This is a genomic window from Scytonema hofmannii PCC 7110 (assembly GCF_000346485.2).
Lineage (GTDB): Bacteria > Cyanobacteriota > Cyanobacteriia > Cyanobacteriales > Nostocaceae > Scytonema > Scytonema hofmannii.
On sequence record NZ_KQ976354.1, the window covers coordinates 8,538,712 to 8,564,588 of the forward strand.

General features: G+C 38.3%; 23 protein-coding genes and 3 CRISPR repeat arrays (1 of these 26 running past the window's edge). Of the genes, 5 read left to right on the plus strand and 18 right to left on the minus strand.

Features of this window, described 5'->3' with window-relative positions; genetic code table 11:
• Positions 1-164: a CRISPR direct-repeat array (repeat unit 37 nt; unit sequence GTTTCCAATTATGCGCCTCCACATTGTTAGTGGAGAC) (it extends 235 nt beyond the left edge of the window).
• Between the two features lie 226 nt (positions 165-390).
• The 4 genes from WA1_RS53800 to WA1_RS36175 are packed head-to-tail and all read left to right on the plus strand — an operon-like array spanning position 391 to position 4,735.
• Positions 391-1,485: a TnsA endonuclease N-terminal domain-containing protein gene (locus tag WA1_RS53800; RefSeq protein WP_272819043.1), complete on the plus strand. Its 1,095-nt coding sequence runs from the start codon at positions 391-393 to the stop codon at positions 1,483-1,485.
• Positions 1,469-2,032, plus strand: coding sequence for a Mu transposase C-terminal domain-containing protein (locus WA1_RS60630; protein ID WP_033336839.1), 564 nt, complete (start codon positions 1,469-1,471; stop codon positions 2,030-2,032). The genes WA1_RS53800 and WA1_RS60630 overlap by 17 nt, the downstream gene beginning before the upstream one ends.
• Entirely contained in the window at positions 2,026-3,165 is a 1,140-nt protein-coding gene (locus tag WA1_RS36170) for an ATP-binding protein (RefSeq protein WP_017750178.1), read from the plus strand. Before WA1_RS60630 ends, WA1_RS36170 begins: the two co-directional genes overlap by 7 nt.
• The gene (locus tag WA1_RS36175; protein WP_017750177.1) at positions 3,155-4,735 is read left to right on the plus strand and encodes a TniQ family protein; all 1,581 of its coding nucleotides are present in this window, start codon (positions 3,155-3,157) and stop codon (positions 4,733-4,735) included. Before WA1_RS36170 ends, WA1_RS36175 begins: the two co-directional genes overlap by 11 nt.
• Before the next feature lie 168 nt (positions 4,736-4,903).
• Positions 4,904-5,376: direct repeats of the CRISPR family, unit length 37 nt; unit sequence GTTTCCAATTATGCGCCTCCACATTGTTAGTGGAGAC.
• Positions 5,377-5,766: 390 nt separating this feature from the next.
• On the opposite strand, the gene WA1_RS36180 is transcribed toward WA1_RS36175, so the two are convergent.
• The 15 genes from WA1_RS36180 to WA1_RS36250 form a co-directional block, all read right to left on the minus strand.
• Positions 5,767-7,443, minus strand: a complete 1,677-nt coding sequence (locus tag WA1_RS36180) for a hypothetical protein (protein ID WP_017746628.1) — start codon at positions 7,441-7,443, stop codon at positions 5,767-5,769.
• A gap of 152 nt (positions 7,444-7,595) precedes the next feature.
• Positions 7,596-9,563: an RAMP superfamily CRISPR-associated protein gene (locus WA1_RS36185; protein ID WP_017746629.1), complete on the minus strand. Its 1,968-nt coding sequence runs from the start codon at positions 9,561-9,563 to the stop codon at positions 7,596-7,598.
• Between the two features lie 85 nt (positions 9,564-9,648).
• On the minus strand, positions 9,649-10,137 hold the full coding sequence (locus WA1_RS36190; RefSeq protein ID WP_017746630.1) for a hypothetical protein: 489 nt from the start codon (positions 10,135-10,137) through the stop codon (positions 9,649-9,651).
• Between the two features lie 50 nt (positions 10,138-10,187).
• On the minus strand, positions 10,188-11,084 hold the full coding sequence (locus WA1_RS36195) for an RAMP superfamily CRISPR-associated protein (RefSeq protein WP_017746631.1): 897 nt from the start codon (positions 11,082-11,084) through the stop codon (positions 10,188-10,190).
• Positions 11,084-12,127, minus strand: a complete 1,044-nt coding sequence (locus tag WA1_RS36200; protein ID WP_017746632.1) for a type III-B CRISPR module-associated Cmr3 family protein — start codon at positions 12,125-12,127, stop codon at positions 11,084-11,086. Before WA1_RS36200 ends, WA1_RS36195 begins: the two co-directional genes overlap by 1 nt.
• Positions 12,094-13,866 (minus strand): Cas10/Cmr2 second palm domain-containing protein, encoded by a 1,773-nt coding sequence (locus WA1_RS36205; RefSeq protein WP_017746633.1) that lies wholly within the window; start codon positions 13,864-13,866, stop codon positions 12,094-12,096. The genes WA1_RS36200 and WA1_RS36205 overlap by 34 nt, the downstream gene beginning before the upstream one ends.
• Positions 13,867-14,055: 189 nt before the next feature.
• The gene (locus WA1_RS61945; RefSeq protein ID WP_017746634.1) at positions 14,056-14,388 is read right to left on the minus strand and encodes a type II toxin-antitoxin system RelE family toxin; all 333 of its coding nucleotides are present in this window, start codon (positions 14,386-14,388) and stop codon (positions 14,056-14,058) included.
• A complete protein-coding gene (locus tag WA1_RS36215; protein WP_017746635.1) occupies positions 14,385-14,618 on the minus strand; it encodes a hypothetical protein in 234 nt (77 codons plus the stop codon). The genes WA1_RS61945 and WA1_RS36215 overlap by 4 nt, the downstream gene beginning before the upstream one ends.
• A gap of 85 nt (positions 14,619-14,703) precedes the next feature.
• On the minus strand, positions 14,704-14,991 hold the full coding sequence (locus WA1_RS36220) for a hypothetical protein (protein ID WP_017746636.1): 288 nt from the start codon (positions 14,989-14,991) through the stop codon (positions 14,704-14,706).
• 31 nt (positions 14,992-15,022) lie between these two features.
• Positions 15,023-15,391, minus strand: a complete 369-nt coding sequence (locus WA1_RS36225; protein WP_017746637.1) for a clan AA aspartic protease — start codon at positions 15,389-15,391, stop codon at positions 15,023-15,025.
• Complete coding sequence (locus WA1_RS36230) at positions 15,388-15,660, minus strand: hypothetical protein (RefSeq protein ID WP_017746638.1); 273 nt, start codon at positions 15,658-15,660, stop codon at positions 15,388-15,390. Before WA1_RS36230 ends, WA1_RS36225 begins: the two co-directional genes overlap by 4 nt.
• Positions 15,661-15,798: 138 nt before the next feature.
• Positions 15,799-16,005, minus strand: a complete 207-nt coding sequence (locus tag WA1_RS36235; protein ID WP_017746639.1) for a hypothetical protein — start codon at positions 16,003-16,005, stop codon at positions 15,799-15,801.
• A gap of 195 nt (positions 16,006-16,200) precedes the next feature.
• Positions 16,201-16,431: a hypothetical protein gene (locus tag WA1_RS36240; protein ID WP_017746640.1), complete on the minus strand. Its 231-nt coding sequence runs from the start codon at positions 16,429-16,431 to the stop codon at positions 16,201-16,203.
• Between the two features lie 302 nt (positions 16,432-16,733).
• Positions 16,734-17,927: a CRISPR direct-repeat array (repeat unit 36 nt; unit sequence ATTTCCAATTATTCCGATTTAACCCAATCGGTGGGG).
• A 187-nt stretch (positions 17,928-18,114) separates the two neighbouring features.
• Positions 18,115-19,119 carry a CRISPR-associated endonuclease Cas1 gene (gene cas1 / locus WA1_RS36245; RefSeq protein ID WP_017746641.1) on the minus strand — a complete coding sequence of 335 codons (1,005 nt, stop codon included), beginning with the start codon at positions 19,117-19,119 and terminating at the stop codon, positions 18,115-18,117.
• Between the two features lie 173 nt (positions 19,120-19,292).
• Positions 19,293-20,246: a reverse transcriptase domain-containing protein gene (locus WA1_RS36250; protein ID WP_017746642.1), complete on the minus strand. Its 954-nt coding sequence runs from the start codon at positions 20,244-20,246 to the stop codon at positions 19,293-19,295.
• A 144-nt stretch (positions 20,247-20,390) separates the two neighbouring features.
• Between WA1_RS36250 and WA1_RS36255 the strand changes: the two genes are divergently transcribed.
• The gene (locus tag WA1_RS36255; protein WP_017746643.1) at positions 20,391-21,422 is read left to right on the plus strand and encodes a M48 family metalloprotease; all 1,032 of its coding nucleotides are present in this window, start codon (positions 20,391-20,393) and stop codon (positions 21,420-21,422) included.
• Positions 21,423-21,549: 127 nt separating this feature from the next.
• Here the strand turns inward: WA1_RS36255 and WA1_RS36260 are convergent, their stop codons facing one another.
• The 3 genes from WA1_RS36260 to WA1_RS36270 all read right to left on the minus strand — a co-directional run bounded on the left by WA1_RS36260 (position 21,550) and on the right by WA1_RS36270 (position 25,868).
• Entirely contained in the window at positions 21,550-23,055 is a 1,506-nt protein-coding gene (locus tag WA1_RS36260; protein ID WP_017746644.1) for a TIGR03985 family CRISPR-associated protein, read from the minus strand.
• A 261-nt stretch (positions 23,056-23,316) separates the two neighbouring features.
• The gene (locus WA1_RS36265) at positions 23,317-25,389 is read right to left on the minus strand and encodes a WYL domain-containing protein (RefSeq protein ID WP_017746645.1); all 2,073 of its coding nucleotides are present in this window, start codon (positions 25,387-25,389) and stop codon (positions 23,317-23,319) included.
• Between the two features lie 137 nt (positions 25,390-25,526).
• Positions 25,527-25,868, minus strand: coding sequence for a hypothetical protein (locus WA1_RS36270; protein WP_066613135.1), 342 nt, complete (start codon positions 25,866-25,868; stop codon positions 25,527-25,529).
• Positions 25,869-25,877: the final 9 nt, after the last annotated feature.

Below are 25,877 nucleotides of genomic sequence, written 5' to 3' on the forward strand. Positions count from 1 at the left end.
CCTCCACATTGTTAGTGGAGACGTTTAATATATAGTAACGCGTGGTAAATATTTATGTTTCCAATTATGCGCCTCCACATTGTTAGTGGAGACGCTTCAAGCCCTAAAGATGCGTTAGTATTATTAAGTTTCCAATTATGCGCCTCCACATTGTTAGTGGAGACTTTACCCAGTCTGTTACTTGAAGCATAAATTGGCAAAATTGCAATTTAATGCTTCCACTTTGAGTGTTACTTAAAGCAAAAAGTGGCAGTTTTTAAAGCATAAAGTGGCAGCAGTCAGTTGAAACAGTAATGGTAAATATTTGTATTGAAGCCAGAAATTGAATTAGCAAAAGTCTAAATTTGTGGTAAGAGCCTGTTGCGTGCTTTGAAGGCTTGGGGAGTCAGTATGTTGAGTGACCTTGAGTTCAATGATTGGTGTCACTACGTGAATTTACCACAAGCGGCTCGGCAAGTCATCTCCCAAATCCGCGAGTCTCAACCAATCCGGCGAGTGAAGAGTAGCGGGATTAATGTTAGAGGCGACTACGCCAGTCGAAAAATGGCAAAAACCATCCAATTCGAGTCGCATTCTGTCGAATTACCAGGTGTAGAAGAGTATGAAGAAGATTCAGATGTCCTGGAATACTACGACCAACCTTATCAAATAACTCTAGAATTTTTATCAAACAATGGGCAAATAGTGAAAGCTTCGCATATACCGGACTTTTTTGTGATTCGGAACAAGAGCGCCGGTTTTGAAGAGTGGAAACCAGAAACAAGATTAGAGAAATTAGCCGCTAAACAACCACAGCGCTATATTCGTACAGAAGATGGGCAATGGCGTAATCTACCAGCAGTTGCCTATGCAGAAAAATTAGGTTTATACTACCGAATCCGTTTAGACACAGAAATTGATTGGATTAGATACAGAAATCGACTATTTCTCAAAGCTTATAACGATAGCAGTTACGAAATTTCACCAGAAATAGCCGAGAATTTAGTAGCAGTAGTCAGTTTAAATCCTGGCATAACTTATTGGCAACTTCTGGATGATAAACAGGCTAATGCTGACGACATAAATGCTTTGATAGCCACTCAAAAAATTTACCTGAACTTGAGCGCGGCTCCCTTAGCAGAACCAGAAAGAGTACATCTTTTTCAGAACAAAGAAACTGCAGTAGCTTATAGTCAAATGGTGAAGTCTCAGCCCAAGGATGTGGCTGTAGATGTCTGGGATTTTGGCAAGATTACAAGCGTGTCTTCATCTCACAATCAATTAAGAATCACGCCCAAAGGAATGGAGATATTTCTCAGAGCTAGTCCTGAAGAATTAGCACAAGCCAACCAAAAATATCAAGTGATTGAACCATTACTCAATGGCTGTCCAAGGGATAACAAAACTGTTGCATCACGTACTATTTATAGATGGAAAGCTAAGTTTAAAGCCGCTCAAATTGCCTACAACTGCGGTTATATTTTTTACTTTGCCATCTACATCTAAGGGAACAGCAAAAGTTCAACCAAGCAGAGGTGTGAAAATTAATTATCTCTATTATTGGTCAACTGATGATTCGTTCCTAAGACCAGAAATTGAAGGAACTAATGTACCGATTCGCTACGACCCTTTTGACGTAGGAACTGCTTATGCTTACGTTAAAGGTCATTGGGTGCGCTGTATCTCTGAATATTACAAATCTTTTCAAAATCGTTCGGAGCGAGAAGTAAACATAGCTAGTACCCAATTACGTCGAAAAAGACAAAAACACGCTCAAAGGGTTACGCTCTCTGCCAAAGAAAAAGCTACTTATTTAGAAGGAATTGAAGCCCAAGAAGCTTTGTTAATACAACGCTTGCATGATTTAGCACATCAAGATGTCTGCGCTTTGATTGAGGGGAAGTTAACTCAAGAAAATCCTCAGAATTTTCGGAAGAGTTTAGAGAAAAATAATGGAGAGCTATCCGAAGATAATCAACCCGTAAAAGTATCAGCAACCCCATCAATAGATTTCAACGAAATAGAAGCTTACAGTAGGTCGGAATTATGGTGAGAACACAGACACGCTCTTTTCCAGATGAACTCCTCTTACAGTCGAACGAAACCAAGACTAATTACTTCAAAAATATTACTATTCCCCATAAACGACTCAAAGAAGCTTTGGATGTTTTATTAATTAATATTCTAGAGCCAGCCGACACATTAGTCTTTTTAGTTTTTGGTGTGACTGGCGTAGGAAAAACAACGTTACGCTTACGTCTTGAAAAGATGCTCCTCTCGGAATTCCTCCCTTCATTACGCCAAAACCCCGGTCAAATTGCTGTTGCAGGTATTGAAGCTATTCCTGCATCTGGTGGGAAGTTTAGTTATAAGGATTATTACACTCGTGTCCTAGAAGCTCTCAATGAAGTTTTGATTGAATACAAAGTTGATTATGGATTTACTGGAGATGAGGGAAATGATTTGGGCTTGCTAAATCGGGCTTATCGCCAAGATGCATTTGCATTACGCCGAGCAATGGAAAAAGTATTTCGTCACCGTCAGCTCAAAGCTTTTACTGTAGACGAGGCGCAGCATTTATTGATGATGGCTGGTGGACACCAAATGTTACAGCAAATGAACTGGATTAAGTCCATTGCTAATCTTACTGGTACAGTGCATATCCTATTTGGCACTTATGAACTGCTTAACTGTCCTACTCTGAATGGACAGGTAGGACGACGTAGCGAGGATATCCACCTCTCACCTTATCAAGCTGATAACCCAGAAGATATGACTGAATTTCTCAGAGTTATTAGAACTTTTCAACACCATATTCCCCTTGCACAAGAACCAAAATTAGAACAACACTACGAGTATCTTTTTTCTGGCTCAGTTGGCTGTGTGGGACTCTTGAAGAATTGGTTGACTCGCTCTCTGAGGGTCGCTTTAGCAGAAGAAGCTCGTACTCTCAATACTAAACATCTTAAAGTAGGTGCTTTTTCTGCATCCCGTATCAACAAAATTAAGGAAGAAGCAGAACAGGGATTTAGACGCTTCCGAGAAGAAACAAGTTTTGTTGAGCAGCAATATTTAACAGAATACGGCACAAAAATGCGAGTCGGAAATCGTGTATCTAAAAAAGGTCGTGTTGGACAAAGAAAACCCAAACGAGATACTGTAGGGGTGAATCCAGATGATATTTAACACAGCACTTAACGATGAATTATGGATTCAAGAAACACAATTTATCCCCAGCCCTAGCCGTTTGTTTCATCTAGAACCAATTGGTATAGGCACAAGTTATGTTGAGAGTCTGACTAGTTATGTTGCTCGTCTAGCCGAAGCTCACAGTGTACCAAGTGGAACTTTATTAGCTAGAGAGGTAAGACCACTAGTCAGACATGACAATGCTACCAATTCCTTGAATTCCTCAAGCACAGTAGCTTTGTATGGGCAAGCTTCTGTAAAAGCTTTAAACGGAACTCAAAGTGGAGCCAAACAACTTGTTAAAGCTCTCGAAGCACTTACAAAACGCACTGACTTACAGTTTTTGACAATGCTACCTTGGGCACAAGTCTTTCCTGTTTTGGGGTTGCTCAAAGATTTTCATGCTTGGTGTCCTTATTGCTATCAAGAGTGGTTGAACAATAAACAGGTCATTTATTCACCTCTACTGTGGGCTTTGAAAGCTGTCAAAATTTGTCCAAATCATCTTCAATTTTTAGAATCTAAATGTCCCCACTGTGAACAAGAATTTTTACCTCTATGGCACAATTCCCGACCTGGATTTTGCTTAAAGTGTGGTCGCTGGTTAGGAATTAAGCCGGAAATGAACGACCAACACAAGCACTTGTTTGAGGAGACAACCAACTCCCAACAAGAAATTTGGAAAGTTCAGACTTTAGGAGAATTAATTCAATTAGCTCCTGAGTTTTCCCATCCACCTTTGAGAGAGACTATTAAAACAATGCTCAAGGCTTATGTACATCAATATACTCAGGGCAATGTTTCCGCTTTTGGTCGTTGGTTGGGACTATCGAGATATGAAATCCTACATTGGTATTCAGGTGTAGCCATCCCCAATTTGGATAAACTCCTAAAAATTTGTTACATATTGGAAACAACTCTTGTCAATTTTCTCCAGCTTAAACTAGTACCGATTTCTCCTAATAAACTAGCTTCTTTAGAAGCTAATGAGCCGATAAAATTAACACAACCTGCTCTAGTTACTTCTAAAAATACTCCCAAGCCCGAACAAGTTATTCAAGCGATGCAACTAGCTTTAGAAGAGGAACCACCTCCTTCTTTAACTCAGTTAGCTGTTCGTTTAGGATTCAAAACTTATAGTAGTTTAACCGCCATTTCAAAATCTTTATCAGCATCTATTGCTGCTAGATATACTGAATATCAGCAACAGTTAAGGCACTCACAGATCCGCGATTTACTCGAATTGTCTCTTTTTGGCTCGGAGTCTCCACCACCTTCTCTGAGAAAAATAGCTCTTAGGACTGGGATTGGTCTGGCAACTTTTTACCACTATTGCCCTACTTTGTGCCATGCTATTTCTTTGCGCTACAAAGATTACCGAAAATTTCTTCATAAACTATCAATTCAGCAGGGTTGTCGAGAAGTCAGGCAACTAGCTCCAGTGCTTCATGCACAAGGCATTACTCCCACTGCTAAAAATCTGCGAAAATTTATGCAGAATCCCTCTTCATTGTGGCACTCTGAAGTCATTGAGGTTTTAAAACAGGTAAGACGCAATCTTGAATAGTCAATATCATTTTACCCTGTATCAACAGGGGTTTTCCGCTACTGCCACTTTATGCTTTAAAAACTGCCACTTTTTGCTTTAAGTAACAGCAGTGTGCAAATTTATCCTTACAGTCTGTGCAGATTTATGGGTCAAGTAACACAGTCACCGGATGCATCAGAATGCTTAGTTTCCAATTATGCGCCTCCACATTGTTAGTGGAGACGGTGACTTTTATAAGACCGTTGACTCAATGGGATTAGTTTCCAATTATGCGCCTCCACATTGTTAGTGGAGACTAGGACTACAGATAATCTTTTGATTGCTGCCAACAAGTTTCCAATTATGCGCCTCCACATTGTTAGTGGAGACAAAAAGTAAGCAACTTACCAAATAGTTGCTTGAATCTGTTTCCAATTATGCGCCTCCACATTGTTAGTGGAGACACGCACCGGGCAGCCATACAGTTATTAATCTTACGTTTCCAATTATGCGCCTCCACATTGTTAGTGGAGACTAAAGCTATTGTTAGCCATCAACTACTGTATTATGCCGTTTCCAATTATGCGCCTCCACATTGTTAGTGGAGACCAATCTACTGTCATTTCCTCTAAATCGACGACCCGTTTCCAATTATGCGCCTCCACATTGTTAGTGGAGACTACGGGGGTCTAGAGAGCTTGGAGAACAAGACTTTCGACTCCCATTTGCGCGGACTAGATAAAAAAGTACCGTTTGAGCGATCGCTTGTCAATATCCCTCCTGTAAAAAGTCGCTGTAAATCTAATTCTGGTAAGGGTTTCAGAGTTTGCGCGAACCTCGATTTCTACTAAAATGCTTCAAAGCTATGACTGATAAGTCGTTGGAGGTTATATAACAAGCGTTCGATAAATACACCTTCTGGTTCGCGCAGTTACGGTGCTCAAGTGATGTCGTTGGCAAAGTATGATTAGCCGATCGCACAATATGTAACCTTACAGCCTGCAGAGGTAGGCTTCGTTCGTATAGCTTCACTCTTCTGGAGTGAGGGCATTTTGGCGAATCTCCATGTATCATTCATCTAAACTGTCAGCTATTTTTTTCAATTTTTTCTGCAATTTATCGCGCTCGTAAGGTATCCCTAATATATTGATAGTTTCTAAAAATGGTTGTTTAACGTGGTGATTGTAAGCATCCATCACATTACTAACACTAGGTTGATTTTGTGAACCAAGTAGATATTGAATAGCATCAATATCCTCCATTCCACGCAGATTATGCATGAATTGGTTGCGTAAATCATTTTCACGATCTCTATTATCATCACATGACTGAATGAGATTTCCCCATAATTTTACATTGGATATGAGTTGCTGTAACCACGCTAGCATTACAGAATTTTTATTGGTTTTAAAGTTTAACTCATGAGTTTGTCTATCGACATAACTAACTTTATCTAGCAGCTTGGGAGGAAACTTAAGTTTATTCAAAATATCTTTTTTGATTTGATCTAAGTTATGATTCTCAGATAATTTCAATTTTCTTCTCAACTCAGGCTCTATTATTAGAAATAAACCTTTTTCATCCCATTGTAAAAATTCCGATACAGAAACACCTTGGTATGTATCAGTTAATTTCCCCACTTCATGAAGAATTGCCGTCTTTAAAAAAGTTTCCTGTGTAGCAGCAAGCAAAGTAACTCCTTGGAGATAGTTTTTTTGATTAAGAAAAAAACCAATTAAATCTAGACTATCAATTATACGTTGGCTAGCGTTTGCAATTTCAAAGTCTCCTTTACTATCTCTCTCAACATTATGTAAATTGAAAAAATTCACCATGTTTTGTAACTCATCAATACTTCCTTGAGAAACTCTTCCTGCATCTTGAATAATTTTGAGTGCTGCACCAGGAAATCCGCTAATAACAAGTTGTTTGGCTTTTTCAATTTGAAGACTACGCCAATATTCTGATGTTTTATGACTAACCTCTTCGGGTTTGGCTTTTTGTATAATTTCTAATTCAAGTTTTTCAAATTTTACTTCATCTGCTTCTGTCTGTTGGTTGTATGTAATATCATAATATTGATTGCTTAATATAAAGTTAACATTTTTAAACCGATTTAAACTGACAAATTGTACGGCTGATGAAATAGCTGGTGTACCAGCTTGATGGCTGATATATACTTCTGGATTGCTAAGTTGAATCTGACGAAAAACATTTTCAACGAGTGATAAAGTCTCATTCCAATGGTCTAATCCTCTTCCAGACTTTGGTTTTAGATATAAAAAATGTTTGTCTGGATTAAATGGCGATCTCAGAATATTTTGAAACTTATTTTGAAAATACCAAGTCAATATATTGCCAAGAGTATATGTATCTTGCCAATATGGACAATAATCTTTATCCCTTTGTTGAGCTTGAAAAATATGCTGTTGATCGGTTAAAAGTACAATGACTTCATCTAATTTGATATTATTTCTCTCAAAGTATTGAAAATAAGTATCAAAAAGTGGAAACGCTAAATCTGATGTATAGTTATTTAATTTCTCTTCATACACTATACCCAACACTCTCGATGGTACAGGATACAGGTTTGTGGTTCTATCCTTTTCAACACTGATAAAAATATCGCGATCGTAACTAATTTCAGTATTTCCCTTCTCCAGGACTTCGTAATAAAAATTCTCCCAATTCTGATTAGTTTTGAGTTGAACATCTCTATTTCCAGTTGTTAAAATCCATACTTTCATAATACTGATTCCTTGACTTTTGATGAGGATAGTTATATAGCAATCCGTTGAGGAGTCGTGAAAATCTCTGATTCCTCTCTCTGCGCTCTCTGCGCTTCTGCGGTTAATAATTTTTACCTATCCAATAAGACTGCTATATACAGAACAGAAATCTACCAAATTCGCATAAATTCACTTTCCTCTTCTAAAAACTCTAAAAACTTTTGTGTTTGTGGAGATGTATCTGGGAAAATAGTCAATAACTCAATGAACCCTTTATCTGTGTTGGTAGAACCCTTTTCATTGGTGATAAAATTTGGATACATACGATGCCAAATTCGTCCTGTTAACATACGTCTTAGATTTTCTTGCATACCCCCTGCTAAAATATGAGGATTTCTGATTGTATCTCTACCTCTGTATTCAGAATGTAACCAATCAATTGCAAGGCTTTTTCCATCTTTCGCTTCACGTCCCCAAACCTGTACTTTGGGTGAATACCAAGCTTCGCGCCATTTTTCTACACCAGTATTATTTGTCTCTGCACCTAAATTAACTGGTGGATTCTGTGGACGTTTAGGAGGAGACATCAGCCCAGGATTATTAACTTGTTTGGGTAAGCTTGGTGTATTTATAGATTGATTTTCTGAAAAGTTTGTAGATTGATTCACATCACGATGTACTTGTTTATCTTTTGGAATCCAAAGACGGAGTAAATCACGAGTATGGCTAATAAACTCGGCAACATCCTCTAGTTTGGTAATAGGATAATAAACAGTATCGTCGAGAAACTCCCAATGGCAACCAATAATTTGTCTTTGATAAGAGAAATAAAATTTTTTATGACAAATTCTCCGCCATGACTTTCCGAAACCTCCAAATATAAGCGAGAATTGAACTAGAGCTTTAGTTGTTTCTAGTATTTTTTGTCTTTGAACATCATCAATTTGACGATGCATACAAAATATTTTTAAAACTCCTGTAGGTAATTCATAATATCTTTTATCATCCTCATACCGAATTTGGGACGGATCGAAGTCAAAATTAACTCCTAGCAATCCGACTATCGAACCATCACCAGAAAAACCACCCCATAATTCTTTGGTAATATCTTTAGCAGTTGCTTCGTTAGTTAACCCTCCTAATAAACGTAGAGTGTGACCTCGTAAAGCAGCTTTAAACATATTTGGACGAAATTCTTTTGTTCTATCGACTAATTGTGATGTTCCTCCCTGTCCTTTCAGCTTTATTTGTAATAATTGATTGTCTCTAACAACTGCTTGCTCAATTTCCCGAAAGTATCCATAACCAGCACTAACTCGCGAACCAATTCCCATCGCTAAGGCTTTTTTCCAAATATTTTCGATTTTTTGCCATTCATCTTCTGATAATTTCTCAGTGCTAGAAATCCCAAATTTTAATTTAACTTGATGCAAAGATATCTGAGTTTTTGCACCATCTTGAAAATCATCGCTAATTACCTGTTTTTCCTCCTGACAATGGATAATATCTACCAATCCTTGTGTCCAATCCATACTCACTGGGTATGCACCATGGAAACGTAAAATACCAGGTTTACTACTTCCATCAGCTAATTTTTCTCCGCAATAGCTATTTGCTTGTCGTTTACCATACATATCAACACAAGCACGTCGAAAGACACCTTTCATGCTTGCGCCAGGAAAGTAAGGAAAACCTTTAGCATTAATCACTGGAAGAATTACGCTCTCATCTTGTCCGCTATTGGTCACTAAACGCCAACTCATTGTATATTCCCATGTTCTAACATTCGTGCCAAATTTAGGAAGTTTGAAGGATGTGTCTCGCGATACTTTTGGAGAAGAGGCTGGAGTAGGACGTGCAAAAGCTGGATTATTTGGAGTAGAGCGTGCTGTTGCGCGGTTAGGCGAGCGATTTTGTTGGTGACGAAGTTGTGGACGAGATACAGATGAGGAAGTAGATGGATTGATTCTGGGTTGTTGGTTTCCTGGAAGCTGATTTGTTGGAAAAACTTTTTTTGTCCATTCATCCACCCATTTATGAGCATCTTGATATGTTCCTTTATTTTGATCGACTCGATGAATTTGGCTGCGACTATCAATTTGGGCGCGAAACATCATGGGGACATGATCTTGATTCATGTTGATTACCTTAATTCACGAGTGAATTTTTAGTTATTGCCGAAAATTCTGTAGGAGATACAGCAATGCGATCTCTCTACAGGATTTATTTCTCTTGCTTTTCTAATTTCTTATAACGCTGCGTCCACCAAATTAAGCTATCACAAAATTGAGTGAGAACCGCTAAAGTGACTCTCTGATGTTCGACAGGAAAATGCTTTTTATCCCAAAGCTGATTTACCATACTTTGAATATCTTCAGTCTCAAAATTTCCCTTTTTATCGCGACGAATAGATTCTCCGTTACGAAGATTTTTTTTCTTGTCGTCAGGAATCTCTGGTTCTGGAACTTTTATTCCAGCTACTTTCATGATTTTGACTAATTCTTTCCATGTTGCTAACCAAAATTCTCCTTTTTTGTAATCATCTTCATTATTAGTTTTACCCATTAAGCGCAAATGTTCTCCCCAAAATCGCTCTAAACCATAAGTTGCTGTCACGCGCATTTTATGGGATTCGTTTAAAACATCTTTGTCACGATATTTGATTACAAGATCTTGCGCTTTTCTATCTAAGTCGAATGAATGCCAAGCCATAATTTACCTTTATTGTATACTTTAATAACGCATCAGACAACACTTACTAATTACTCTTCTTTTTTAGATTCAATCATTTTTATTGTTATATTACAGTGACCAAAACCAATTGATTCTAATCCACCTAAATAAATTTCACCTTCCATTTTTCCTTCGATGGGTTTCCAGTCTTGAGGGGGATATTCTTTATCGTGTTTGATAGCTATGGGAAATGCTAAAATAGTTCCTTCTGGTAAAGCTTCGGTATTGAAAAATTGTCCTTGTTTCGCCTTTTTCTCATTATCTTCTAAAGCAACACGGCTTTGACGGTATAAAGCCATATCATGAATCATTGCCATATCATTATCATCCACAACAACAGCAGGTAATTTTTTCTGCTTTCCATCTTCTTCTAATGGAAACCATGCTGATAAATCTTGTTGGGATTCTAATTCTAAAAAACCAAGGTTAAAAAAGAGAAACTTTTTTCCTTCGTCTTCTTGAGATGTTAATGCTTTTTCCCACAATTCTGTAGAGGCGGTATAAGGATCGGGTAGTTTTATCTCTTTGCTTAACCCAGCAACACGACGATATCTTTTGAGTAAAGTCGGACAACTAACCCAAACAATGGGTTGTCCCGGACAAAATACGGGTAGCCAAACAATTGAAGCATGCTCTAATTTTATTAAAGCTTCACTGGTACTATCTTTTTCACCCTGTTTTGATTCTTTTCCATACCAAATTTCTTCATGAATTGCTGGCAAACTCTTGTTTTGCTCTTCTAAATATTTACGATATTGTCGCATTTCCGAACGCAAACGACCGCGAATTGAACTACCAATAATCAATCCTGTTTGTGTAAATTGTTCGCGAAAAATTAAGTTTAGATTACCATTTTCTTCCCCTGCTGTTGCACCGACATGAACGGGAGCTAAAGTTTCAATAATACCGTAGGCTTTCTGATACATTAAGCAACTCCTTGTTCTACTTTTTCAAGACCTAAACCAACAATATGAATTGGTAGACACAAACCTGAACCAATACGTTTTAAGCTAAAACCTTCATCGGGAAACCAATCATCTGGAAATTGACTCCAAGATAAATCAAGTGTTTTTTCTAATACATACACGCTTCCTGGGGGAACTGCATAACGTCCGCGTCCAAGTCTTCCAGCTGTACTGTAACGATAGGGTATTGCTTTATCTGTCAATAGCTTTGGATTGTCTTTGTTAATGGGAAAATCGGGATGTTGGGGAACGCGAAAGGAAAAGCGTGTAGAACCCCAAACAGCAGGTGTTATTATTGCAAAAGCTTGTTGAATGGGTTCCTCTAAAAGTTTAGTCAGTTTCTCATTTTTTATGTCCGTTGATTCTATTTCTACAAGATGTTTTTCACCACCAAATCGATACCAACCATCTGCTAATTTGTGGCTTGAAAGATATATCAAACAGGTGTCTTCCTGCATTTGTACTGCATTTTCGAGAAATAAACCATTTTCTTTTAAAGTATGACGCTCTTCGTCTTTCATCTTGGGATGAAGAATGGGAATATTATACCAAGGAGATTTTTTACAGGTAGGTTTTTGATATCCCCAAGAATTAATTGTCTGCCATGTAAAAGCTGGTTCTAATTTGTCTTTATCTTCTTTATATTGTCTTTGACGTTGCCATTCTCCTTTTTCATCTAAGATCCATTCATCTTTTTCTTGGTCTTTATCAATTATGTAATGCCAAGGAATTGGAACATAAAAGTTTTGCTCGTATCCCGATTGCGCCCAAAATGCGCCAGCCACATAAAGGTTTTCTTTTAAGTCTCGATGCTGTTCGTCTTTCTCTGCTTGGCTAATATCACTTCGAGTTTTGTTAGCATTAAAAAATAATCCTGATATGGTTGCTGCACTAGGTGGAAATTTTTCTCCAGAACGTCCAACTAAATTTTCTGGTGATAAAAATGCACCTGCGCTTCCATATAAAAAACCTAAAGGTCTGATGATAATAAGGTATTTGAACATAAGTACCAACCAATTGTTATTAAATCTTCAATCCAATTAATCATCATTTGTGCAACTATGTAACTATCTGTACCATCTTTGGCTCCAACAATTAGTATTTCGTTTTGCTGTAATACTTGACTCCAATTAGGAAAGTATATTTCCAAAAAACTAATGAAAGCTCGACGATTTTGAATTATTATGCTTCTAGCCTTGTTATTAGCTGTTTGACTTTCGATCGCATTCGGACGACGGTTTTCTGCTAATCCAAAAGCATGACGCGCTTTGAGTTGGGCTAAATCGCTAAATATATGCGCCCAATTGGGTTCGTATTTGGGATCTCGACCTTTATTTTCCCATTCTGGATAGGTGTTACCATCACGATCGCAGTAACTTTTGAGGATATGCAAATACTTCCAAGGACAAGTCCAATCCACATACTGTCCGTTATTAAACACGATCCGGATTGTCACGCGATTGCGGTTTAAATTTTTGGCTGTCTCTTGTGCTTGACGACAGTGTTGTAATACATCTCGCTGAGGAACACTCCCTGCAACCCAGACAAAACCGACACTAACATTAATTTTTTGGTCATGTTCGTGCCATTTATCATTTAATGTCATTAACCATTCCAATGCAGTTAATGCAGGATTTGGGTTTTTAGGTTTTTTACTGTAAATGACACCTAAAAAATCATCACCACCCGCATAAATGACTCGTCCTAGTTTTTGACTTGGCAAATATCTATAAAAATCTTTACCCCAGTTCCTCAATTTCCTAGTAAATACCCTGATTTCCTCTTCTGGGTTTTCACCATTAGCCATTTTTTTCAGTTTTTTCCCCACTTCATCCCCATCCCCCATAAACCAACCTGTCCATTGTCCGGGTTGAGTTTCAGTTGGCTTGCGACGAATTTCTTTAAATCCTTTGGGTAATCTTCCAAAATAGGAATTTTTTTCACCTGCTATTCCTATATTTTTTCTCACATCCTCGCAGGTCACCAGACGTTTAACTAATTCAGGAATACTCAATTGTTCGTTCAGTGCGACAAATTTACCTTCGAGTTGAACTTCCTCCTGGGAATTTTCTTCATCTGCGTCTGATTCATCTGCTTCTGGTTCTGCTTCTTGGGAGTTTTCTCGATTTTCAGTTATCTCTGCTAATGATTTGTAAAACTTTCGGATCTCATCTAGCTCGGAGCGATAGGTCAAATTTCTTGTGATTGGATTACGATTTTTTCCCCCCAATCCTGGAAATGCAATACCATCCGTACCTGTTAAACTCGAGCTTTCTCCAATCCAATTAATTGCAGTCCAAGCACGGGAAAGTTTGCGGGTTTCCAAATCCTCCATTGCAGATGCGATCGAATTCCCCTCTCCCCAAAATATTTCCCAAGTATGGTTTCCCCAATGTCCCCACTCACGTTCCCATTCATATTCATAATTAGGTAATTCTTGCTCAATCCAGTTGCGACACACTGAGAGAATATTTTGCCAAGCAGCCAACAATACCTCTTGCGCTGCTTCTTTGGTAAAATGACCTTTAATTAGGATGCGGTTCGGCATTCCTTTTTGGACACTGATGTTTGCAGGGGAAATTACTGTCACATCATCTCGGCTATCTGCAGCTAGAACTATCTGCTGACTGAGATAGGACAAAATTAACGACGCACCATACAAGTCCCTCAACTTCCGCGATTTTTCGATAAATCCTTGCACTGGTGCAAAGGTAATTGCCTTATAGATTGCTTCATCAGTCATACTCTGACTTCAAGGGGTAAATAAGTTGAATTAAAATATCCAGATACAGAAGAATTGTATAATGAGCAACTTGAAGTCGCTCAAAAATACCGATTCTTTTTATCTATGTAACAATACGTAAAGACAGAACATTCGCGAAGTAAAAAGAACTGGTTTTCCTTTTACCGTTAATCTTCAGCCTATCGCTCGTCATCTCAAGTGTTGCAGAAATGACTCGAATTGCAGCCGTGCGTGATGCGAATGACGAAAAATGCTGTTGTATAGGGCGCGATCGTCGATCTCAATTCTCCAATAGTAGCGATCGCATTGATTAATATCGATGTCAAAAATATCGTATATAATGCGATACTCGCATACTCTTATTCTGTAAGCATTTTCTTGACCTTTTAGCTTTTTCACCCCACTTGGACGAGGTTCTGTAGCTAAATCATCAATTTTAACTTGTATGCGTTCTTGAAGCTCTGGTGATAATTTTTTAAGTTGTTTTAACGCTCCTTTTAATATTTCAACTCTATAACTCACGCAACTTCCTTTTTTCTTTCTATTTTTAGTTCTTTTTTAGCTTCTTCCCATGACACTGAGCCTTCAACCTCAGCCTCTTTTTTAGCTAGCTCATATGCTTTTAAATCTTCTTCTTCTTCTTCGATTTTTTGCAGGAAGGTGTAAATTTCATCTAGAGTACTATCATAAGCTTGATTTAGCAGGTCATTGATATATCGTTTGCGAAGTATGAAGGATTGGCGATCGCACAATATATTCCTTTACAACTCAGCTTGCCCCAGGAATCAGGCTTGATAATGTCCGCACATCATAATAGTAGCCGATATGTCAAAATATTTACTCAGATAATAGATTGCTGAAGCTTTGTAACTCATAATCAATTAACGCTTGTTTTAAATCTTGATGCACTGGATACATAAGACTAGCCTTTTGTAAAGAGGTAAATTCTTGTTCGGCAACAAAATTTAAACAATCTAAAATTTTCTGTGTCCAAGCATTTTTATTGTTACTCTTCCAAGCTTCAAAAACTTGTTGTTCTTGTAAACCTAGTAATCTATGAAATAAAGGGTTGCGGATAGCTACAGTAACGATCGCAACGTCACCAGACTGGCTCCCGAACTCCAACTACCCCGAAAGCCTGCCTAGTTGTTCAAGATTACAAAATGTCATCAACTAGAACTGTACCACCCTCACAAAAATCTATACTAAGATGATAATCTTCGAGCAACGCCGTTCCAATGAGTGGACGACGACCCATCGCTAGCACTGCAACATTACGCTCCACACCATTCCATACAATTGTTGCCAAATGAACATCAGTTTCCACAGTGGAGTTATTAGCAAGGTTTGCATTAATGTTGATGAGGTAAGGCAAATCAAGATCGGCAATGACAGAGGGCGGCAAGGTTAAGAAACCTTCAAACCCTGTATCAACAACACACTCAATTTCTATAGCCGAATGTTCTGGAGGAAGAAGAATTACACCTATTCTTGCTTGAAGTCCAACTACAGTTCCATGTATCACTGTGGTGTCCTAATCAATGTACCACCAATTGCATAAACGGCATCAAAACCAATCCTTTCTCCCCAAAGTGCTGCATCAGGTTGCTTGGCTCGTAACCGAAGGCTCGTTTCAACTAAATCATCACCGATTTCGTAGTCTCCTGTTTCAACATTAATTGAGATAATTTTGCCAATGTTCTCTTCCGTCTCAACTTTGGTACGGATACTTCTTTGATAAAGTTCCTTTCCTCGTCGGGCGATTTCTTGGCTACTAAGTAAAAGGTAGGACATACTAATCTCTTATTTAAGCTGCTAGATTCTTCACTTCATTGTAGCAATGGATGGTTCAAAGCTATGACTGATAAGTATTTGAATGTTATATAACAAGCGTTCGATAAATACACCTCCTGGTTCGCGCAACTGCGGCGCTCAAGTGATGTCGTTTGCGATCGCTTCCAATTCATCATACAACTGCCTCTCATTATACGTAAGACCTAAGCGGTCTATTTGATTAAGAAATTTTTCTTTCACAGCTTTTTGATATGTTGTCAGAACATCTGTGTCAGTTGATGTAGTTGAGTTTCCTAATAAGGATTGAATGACTTCTTGCTCGTTAAATCCCAACAGATTATGCATTAACTGGTTGCGGATATCGTAATCATGTTCTTTTTTACTATCTTTTTCAATGCATATCCATTGAAGTAAATCCCAAGGTTTAAACTCTGGTCTAAGTTGACAAAGCCATAATTTTAACTTGTATGCGTTCTTGAAGCTCTGGTGATAATTTTTTAAGTTGTTTTAACGCTCCTTTTAATATTTCAACTCTATAACTCACGCAACTTCCTTTTTTCTTTCTGTTTTTAGTTCTTTTTTAGCTTCTTCCCATGACACTGAGCCTTCAACCTCAGCCTCTTTTTTAGCTAGCTCATATGCTTTTAAATTTTCTTCTTCTTCGATTTTTTGCAGGAAGGTGTAAATTTCATCTAGAGTACTATCATAAGCTTGATTTAGCAGGTCATTGATATCTTGAATTAACTTTTCGCGTTCGCGTTCGGTTTTCATAATTAAGACTTTTTGGGATTGTCAACTTTGAGCAATTTTCAATTATATAGTAATTCTATTGGATTTGTAAAATACTTGTAAGGTGGAAATGCTCAACAAAAAACTTTTATTCAATTGCTAAGGTTCCTTCCTACTACGTTAGAGTGTAAAATGCTCGCGGTTTAACTTTTTGACTGTTTCTTGTGTTTGAGGACAATATTGTAGTGCATCCCCTTGGGGAATACTTCCTGCTACCCAAACAAAACCGATACTGACATTTTGGTAGGTTCCCCTTGCGTTGGGCGCAGAGGGTTGAATGTCGTGTTTCCAATTATTCCGATTTAACCCAATCGGTGGGGTCAACGAAGAAAAGTGCGATCAAAATGAAACATACGCTATTTCCAATTATTCCGATTTAACCCAATCGGTGGGGGAATGGTAACGCTTGGTCATCAGGAAGAGTTCCTTTATTATTTCCAATTATTCCGATTTAACCCAATCGGTGGGGAAAAACCCCCGGTTTTCTCTTTTATTAGAGTTTTGAATTTCCAATTATTCCGATTTAACCCAATCGGTGGGGCCTTGCAGGTGCTCCGGTAGTGGTAACATTTTTTGTTGTATTTCCAATTATTCCGATTTAACCCAATCGGTGGGGTGACATCTCCTTGATTTTCTGGCTTTTGCCATCGGAATCATTTCCAATTATTCCGATTTAACCCAATCGGTGGGGGTTTCCACTTTGGCGTTTGTTGGGATTCTTAACCTATTTCCAATTATTCCGATTTAACCCAATCGGTGGGGTGAAGTGGGATCAACATGTACTTGAGGATTATTGGATTTCCAATTATTCCGATTTAACCCAATCGGTGGGGTACCGGAAACCCCCGTGTTCGTGTTAAAGCTGGAGATTTCCAATTATTCCGATTTAACCCAATCGGTGGGGCTTAGCATTTGTCAATTGACTGTATCCATCTATATTGATTTCCAATTATTCCGATTTAACCCAATCGGTGGGGGATTCTCAAAACTTTTCTTCTGTTCCTAACTTTGAATTTCCAATTATTCCGATTTAACCCAATCGGTGGGGTCTGTCCGATTTCCATTTTCGTGATCAGTACACTTTAATTTCCAATTATTCCGATTTAACCCAATCGGTGGGGTTAATGGAAGCGGTGGAAATTTTACTATTGCATTTCCAATTATTCCGATTTAACCCAATCGGTGGGGCTTCCTTCGTTGCTCTTTGTGCTTCGTTGATTCTTGGTATTTCCAATTATTCCGATTTAACCCAATCGGTGGGGAGCTAACTCTTCTTCGCGTGGTGGTAATGGTTTGCATTTCCAATTATTCCGATTTAACCCAATCGGTGGGGCCTTCAAGAGAACAGCTCTTCTTTTGAACAAAGATTATTTCCAATTATTCCGATTTAACCCAATCGGTGGGGCAACAAGTGCCGTCGTCAAACATTTTGTGATGGCCAAATTTCCAATTATTCCGATTTAACCCAATCGGTGGGGGATAGCTGATGGCAAGGTGTCTATTTCTAAAAGTATAAATTAATAAAAGTATAAGTTATTTTACTCAAAATACATAATCGATTACTATTCAAAATTATTGGCAAAATTCTGTTGGTTTAGCCTGTGCTTGTAGACAATAAGCCCGACTTTTCTCAAAAGTCAGGCTTATTCTTTATATGCAAAATAATTAAGTAGGTCTTAAAAAGGCTTCATAGGGAGTTCCTGATAATAAACAACGCTTGTAACGTCTGACTTGCAATTGAATTGCATGACGATAGGTAACTTGAGATTGCAAATCTGGGTGGGATGTTTCTTCATTCATACGGGTTTCAAACTGTTTCAGAAAAACTCGCCTAGAAGATTGATTCAAATATACCCCCCCTGTACTCGACAACACATCAAAATCTTGAGTTTTAAACACAAAGTTATTGATGATTTTCAAAACTAAACTATCAACAATCACAGACCTAAATTCCTCCATGAGGTCAAAAGCTAAATAAGGCTTTTGCCTTTCTCCATAGTGAAAGTTACCAATATAAGGAGAAAGCCCTTCAGCAATAATAAAACTCATGACGTTGTTAAACAAAAGAGTATAACCGAAACTTAACAAGGAATTGATCGGGTCAGTAGGTGGTTGACGGTTGCGAAGAGAAAACTCAAAATTGGGATTGGTAATTAACTCCCCAAATGCTGGGAAATATCGAGCGGCTGTAATTCCTTCATAACCACGCAGAGAATCTAAATCATCAACTAAATCCAGAGAATCAATATCTTGACTAATACCATATATCGCCTTCTCAACTGCTGCAATTTTCCGCTTGCGGTTAAATCGTATTAATAGCTGCTTAGAATTGATTAACTTTCCGTAAACAACTGCTTTAGATACATGAAATTGAAATTCATCATGATTACGTCGTTCCATTTGGACTAAATGATTATCGAGATTTGTGGACTCCTCACTCGCTAAATGTCCGTGATATTGACCCGATTGATTGAGAAATAATACGGCAATTTTTTCGTGTAAACAAGCGTTAATCACAGGAGTTGAAAGTTGAATATTGCCAAAAATCATGATTTGCTCAACTTCTCGAATTGGGATTTCGAGTTTTGGCTTTTCGCTGACATGAATAATAAAACGTTGGTGGTCTTTATAAATACTTGTTCCTTGCTCAATCAGATAAATTGCAGCCATTTCCCGATTCCAGATGTTCTTTTGTAAAGGACTATTTTTATCATCGTTATCTTCTCCGATTTCTTCCCTGTCTGTCTCTGTCAGAAAGGGTTGATGCAGAAATGCGATATTCCGTTGCTGTTCCGGAAACTGTTGTTCTAAAAAATCTTCTGTTTCTGGTTCTGTTTCTATTTCTAATATCTGTTGTTTTGACGATAGGATGGTGGCAGTTTTTTTTTACGTTGATTTTGCTGTGGTGGTTGTTCGTCTTCGGATTTCAGCTTTGGTCGATTTGTATCTACTGGGAAAATAGCCTTATCTAAAAAACCATGACCGAGAAAACAAAAACCGCGTTCAAAAGTGGTTACTTGAGTTTTCTCTATATTGAGTGTCAATCCCATCGAATCTAACAGATTAATGATTTCTATTTTGGCTTCTAAAATCTCTGCTTGAGTACGAGCTAAAACGAGAAAATCATCTGCATAGCGCACGAGCTGTAAATGAGTTGCAGTGATAACTTCATCAAATTCATGCAGGTAAATATTCGCTAATAACGGCGAAATAACTGCACCCTGCGGAATCCCTTTTTGGGATAACACTAAACCTTCATTAGTTAAAACACCAACTGATATCCACGATTTTATTAAACATAAAATCCCTGGATGGTCGAGATGCAACCGAACTTGCTGTAATAACCTGGAATGCTCTATATTATCAAAAAATTTGGTAATATCGGCATCAAACACCCAGTTGTAACCATCGTCTCGCAAATCGGCAATTTTTTCAACTGCGTTAAGATAAGATAAATTCGGACGATAGGCAAAACTTGCTGGAGAAAAATTTTCCTCTGCAATTGGAGCCAGCACATTTAATAAAGCTTGCTGAACAATGCGATCGCGCACGGTTGGTATTTTCAATTCTCGCAAGTTTCCGTTTCTTTTAGGTATGATAACTTGTTTACAAGCTTGGGGTTCGTAGCTACCATTAGCGACAGCATCGCGTAATTGATAAATATTCATCGCTTGGTTGCGAGCAAAACCATCGATAGTTTCCCCATCCAGACCCGCACATCCGCGTTTTTCGGCTACCTTTTCCCAAGCACGTTGAAAATTGTGCAAAGCAAGAAACTCGCTGATTATTCTTTCCATTGGAACCAATTTAATTGTGGATTTTGGATTTGGCAATCCAGGTCTTAGTTTAGTTCATGGTTGGAAAGGCGAGTTTCCATTGGGATGGTAAATTACAGCATCTTGAATTTCAAGACCAGTCATTTATCCAAATGGAGTCCAGCCATGAAATTTAAAAATGCTCGGGGTAATTTAGCTGTCATCACAATTATGACGTTGTTTTGTTTTGGTGTTTTTATTTATGGCTTATGTGCAAGTTATTATGGAGTGCTGCTTTTTCAACAAGGTGCATTCAGTTTTATCATTGGTTTGTTTTTCTTAGTCTGTATTGGTTTACCAAGTCTTTACTGGGTTATATCCACCACTTACCAATATTTTTCCGCAGTTCCGACCTACATCAATCAAAGAAATATACGAGTGATTAACCCATATCTACTCGATGAAAAGGGACTATACTCAAATGAAGAACAATGGTTATGCACCGCAGTTCGAGATATTGCGATCGCAGAAAATATACCCAAGCCTCCTGTAGTAGGAATTGAACTGTGCGATGATAACGCTAATGCTTATGCAGTCGGAGCAACCCGTTCCTACTCAATGGTAGTAGCAACCACGGGTTTAATCAAGCACTTGAATCGGGAACAGGTTGCAGCAGTTATGGCTCATGAAATCGGTCATATTGCGAATTTAGATACCATGGCAAAAACCTTACTTTCCGCAGCTTGGGGTGGAGTCATGATGATACTATTTACACCGATGCTGCTGGTGGTGTGGTACTTGGGAAGATTTGTGGCATTGTTAATGTTAGGTGCAGGTTTAATTTATGGTTTGTTCGGAAATTGGCAAGAAGCAATGGGGTTTTTTACGGGTGTCGTAATTTGGCTAGTGTTGTTGATGCTACCATCAATGACCCAATTTTTGGTGACACTATTGACTTTTTGGCATAGTCGTTGGCGAGAATATCATGCTGATGCGGTTGCTGCAAGACTTACCAGTGTTGATGCAATGGTATCAGCCTTAGCAACCCTAGACAGACTTCCCTTTCAACCACCAAAAAAGAACCGAGAACAGATGTCAACTTTATGGGTAAGAGTCCCAATCAAAGAAGAAACAGGTACTTTTCACTGGCTAAAACATACTCATCCACCAATTCACAAACGGATTGAAGCTTTGAGACGAGGATTTTATATTAAGTGATACCCCCCTTAATCCCCCCTTAGAAAGGGGGGAAATTGAATTTCCAGTTCCCTCCTTAGAAAGGGGGGAAACTAGATTTCCTATTCCCTCCCCTTTCCAAGGTCTGGGTTAGGGTGGGGTAATAATATTAACGATTATTTATTGTACAGATCGCTCTACTTTCTTCATCATAAAACTTATGAGTCTCGCGAACACTCTGAGCAATTTGTTCCCGTAATTCCATAGGTAATAGAACCTCGACATTTGCACCCCAAGCTAGTAAACGCATCATCACGTTATAATCGCGATCGCGATACATGACGGTGTAATATGCATCGTTAGGATATTTCTTCAAGATTCCATGTAATAATTTTGCTTCTCCATCGCTATGTGCATATTTGCGAATAATTTCTGCAATCTTGTCTGGAGATTTTATTCTAGTAAATGTCTCGTGGCGAACAGTATTTTGGATGTAACGTCGGTGATAGTCAGCATTAAATCGCAAGAGCATTAAGCGAGAAATATTATTAACATCAAATCCCCAAGTCTTGCTCATTTCTACTTCAACATCTTCTGGTTGAGGAAGTTGATTTTTTAAATATTTATTTAATAATTGTGAAGGAATTATTTTATCCTTCCAATCAACAAAAAATAAAAATTTAATTTTTTCCAAACGATAATTATACCAATTCAACTCGCCACGTGGATTCACTCCATAAGCACAAAGATATTTTGCTCTTTGTACGTAATAAATACATACCGGATACACCAAACATTTTTTAGCACCTAACCGAGCGCTTGTATAGTGAAATAATATTGGTTTAATCTCTGGCTCACACCAATTCTCTTGTAGCTGTTCTTGTAAATTATCAACATGAATTTGAACGTCTTCTGGTAAAATATAATCAATATGTAAAAATACACGTCGAGTTCCATAAACTTCTGTAGAAATCTTATCAGCGATAGGTGCTAATTTGGGGTCGAGAAAAGTCAACATATCCAATGCTTGAGCTAAGTCGGCGAGTTCGCTAGAACTTAACTCCGGAACAACGGTACTCGATACTTGTCTCTTGTTTGATCCCTTTGTTGATAGCCATTCAGGTAATTTTTCAACCCTATAGATAATATTATTTTTATAAAGTAAAGATTTTCCGTATTTAAGACACTGTTTGACTATCAGACAATTTATGTCCGCCTGTAGTGTTTTCCTAACTTTGACAAACAAGCGATCGCGAATAACTTTCGTAATTGTTGCTTCAGATATATAAATATGTTGCTGTAAATTTTCCAACCAATCATCAACACTAAAATTATAAAAACGCAACCAATCTACAGTCGTTTTATAACAAGGGCATAGTTGATGATGAGGTCTTAATATCTCGTAATTTTTTTCTAATAAATTTCCTAATGGATGTCCCGATTGAAATGAAGATTGTAATTTTAAGAAATCTTGGTTAAAAAAATCTTGACTCCATTGATGAAATGTGAATCCGCTTGTTTGAATGCAGTCAAAATCGTTACTTTCTTCTCCATAAAACCAATTGATTAAAACCCATCTTCGCATTGCCGTAATTAAGTTTTGGCTTTGGTTGAGGGAACCATCGACCAATCGTTGAAGTATGAAGAAGTGAGGAAACAATTGGAGTTTAGGCATTGTAGAGTCCCGATATTTGGTATTCTCCAAAAATCTTGATTCTTTTGAGATACGTAACAATATGTAAACAAATTGAATTAGCTTGTAATACTCAGTATTGCAGAAGCGCTTGCAGATAAAACCACAAGTTATGCGAATGACAAAACACACAAACATTGTTGATAATTCTTGTGAAATGGGCGTCCCGCCCGTCCTAATATTGTGTGGTTTGAGTAAAACGAAGCGATCCCAATAATTTGATGAAATGTTGGGTTTCGTTCCTCAACCCAACCTACTGTCATAAATTTCAACAATTTCTCTACCGATTTCTCTGACTCTGTTGACTAATTCTGGTGGTTTTATAACTTTTACGTTTCCACCAAAACCTACAATCCACCGCCATAAATCAAAATCATTTAAAGACCATTTTGGTAATATAACTTGAAAACGATTGGGAAATAGTTTGTCTCCTGTTTTCTCTTTAAAACAAAATATTGATGGGGGAAGTTTTTGTTTCGTACTGGACTCCGGACAGTACATTTTTATCCGTGCAAACCGCTTTGTTCCTTCAATAACAAACTTATATATTGCGTCATTGAACCAAAGTTCTACTGTCACGCATACTTCGGAACGCTTCTTTTTATCTTGGTTGAGAAACTGGCGTTGGTCAGCAACACTGTAACCTAAAAATAATCCCGCACTGGCTTTTAACAAGGTTTGCAATCGCTGTAAAGATTTTTCTTGTTCTTGTCGCGATCGCACTTGGTTCTGCGTTCGACCTAAAAACAGACGATCCAACCTCTCAAATCTGAGCAATCCGGGTTCTTTCCCACCCACGCACTCATAACCCAAGTACCAAGCAAGGTTATGAAAAACAATTTGCAAGGGATAGACTAAGAAAAAACTTCTTTCATCTCCCGCATAGCGACCGCCATCAGTGAAGCGATTTAATTCAAGCAATTGACCGCTCGCGATCGCTTCTTCTAATTGTGACTGCAACTGCTTATTTGCCAATGCATCACCGTGTAAATACTGGTTGTTAATCATGGAATGGTGAGCAATAGACCGGACTGGATACACATTTTCACTAGAATTCAGCAGTTTTGTCTGTATCATTCGTTGCCTAAAATCTTCGTAGAAATCTAATAGTATTGGGTCATCAAGACTCTTAGCTTGTGACTGGAGCATTTCAAAAACCTTAATTAATTCTTGTTTGGAAAGAATTCCCGTACCAGAAAAATAACCATTTCGCATAGGAAAATCAGGCAATATTTTATAGGGTTTGAGAATTTTCTCAATATCTTTACGGAGAGTTGCTAAACCATCTCCGTGAATAATTCCAGCTTGCACAAGTGCGTTTGCTAAGGTTGACAAACTTCCACCACTGGTATCGGGAAGAAAGGGATTGTGGAGTATAAATTGAATAATTCCAATCAACCGCTCGAAGGGTTCGGTATCGGAGTACGGATGAGTGGATGTTATGGGTTCGTCAACAGAACTTTCTACTGTTAACTGTTCATTGTAGGTAATGACTCCCTTCTCTCCAAGCCACTGCAAGTCGGCTGCGATCGCATCTTCACAAGCATAAATTTGACCGCGCCTTTTTGCTACGATCGCTGCTATTTCAGCAATATCGCTGTTAAAATCCGGTACATGACCAAAAATAGACTCCAGCACACTAGGATTGGTTGCGTGCAAATTACCAATACCGGGATACTCAATAATCAGGGAGATAAGATGTATTAAGCGGTCAAAATCTAGTAACTTGCTGTAGCGATGGAAAACGATATTGGCGTGTTGCGTCCGATTCTTGTGGTTAATAATGCGGCGTTGCAGTTGGAGGCGCTGTTGAAGCTGTTTTTGAAAAGTTTGAGTATTGGGTCGAAATGCCGTCATATCAATTTTATCAACAACTGCAAAACCTTCTGCAGCGATGGGCGGAAAGTTATGCAGAGATTTAGACATACTTTCAATAATCTCTTGAGGGACAACGCGATCGCGCTTTTGATTCCGCTCCATGCATATATTTATAGGTGTGTCTAGATACCATGCAACCCAGGTGAGATTTTGCCTTGATATCATGGAGACCTTTTGCAAGAAATCCATCCGGAAGCTACGTTTGCAGTTTGTTGCATCATAAATGACACCCTTTTCAGATTGTAGGGCTGTGGAGATTTGTGCGATCGCCTCCGTTTCCACTTCACTCCACACGCCCTGTATAGTAGCATCACCGTAGAGTTGAGAACGAATTTCGTCAGTGGAGACAATAATGTAATGACCATGATTTGCGAGTTCAATCGCCAATGTTGATTTACCGCTCCCAGGAACACCAATAAGGAAGTGACAGAGGGGCATAATAATTGTAAAATTTAACGATGAATCTATCGTAGAGGCGCAAGAGCATTTAGTCTAGAGTTCTCGTGCGAATAACAAATTTTTGCAGTAGGTTGGGTTGAGGAACGAAACCCAACATTTCATCGAATTATTAGGTATTATTTCGTTCTCCCCAACCCACACAATACATTTGGTGATTGTAGGTTGGGTTGAGGAACGAAACCCAACATTTCATCGAATGATTGGGTATTATTTCGTTCTCCCCAACCACACAATACATTTGGCGATTGTAGGTTGGGTTGAGGAACGAAACTCAACATTTCATCGAATGATTGGGTATTATTTCGTTCTCCCCAACCACACAATACATTTGGCGATTGTAGGTTGGGTTGAGGAACGAAACCCAACATTTCATCGAATGATTGGGTATTATTTCGTTCTCCCCAACCACACAATACATTTGATGATTTAAGATTTACTTTATAAATGACCTCTAACATAAAGCAAGA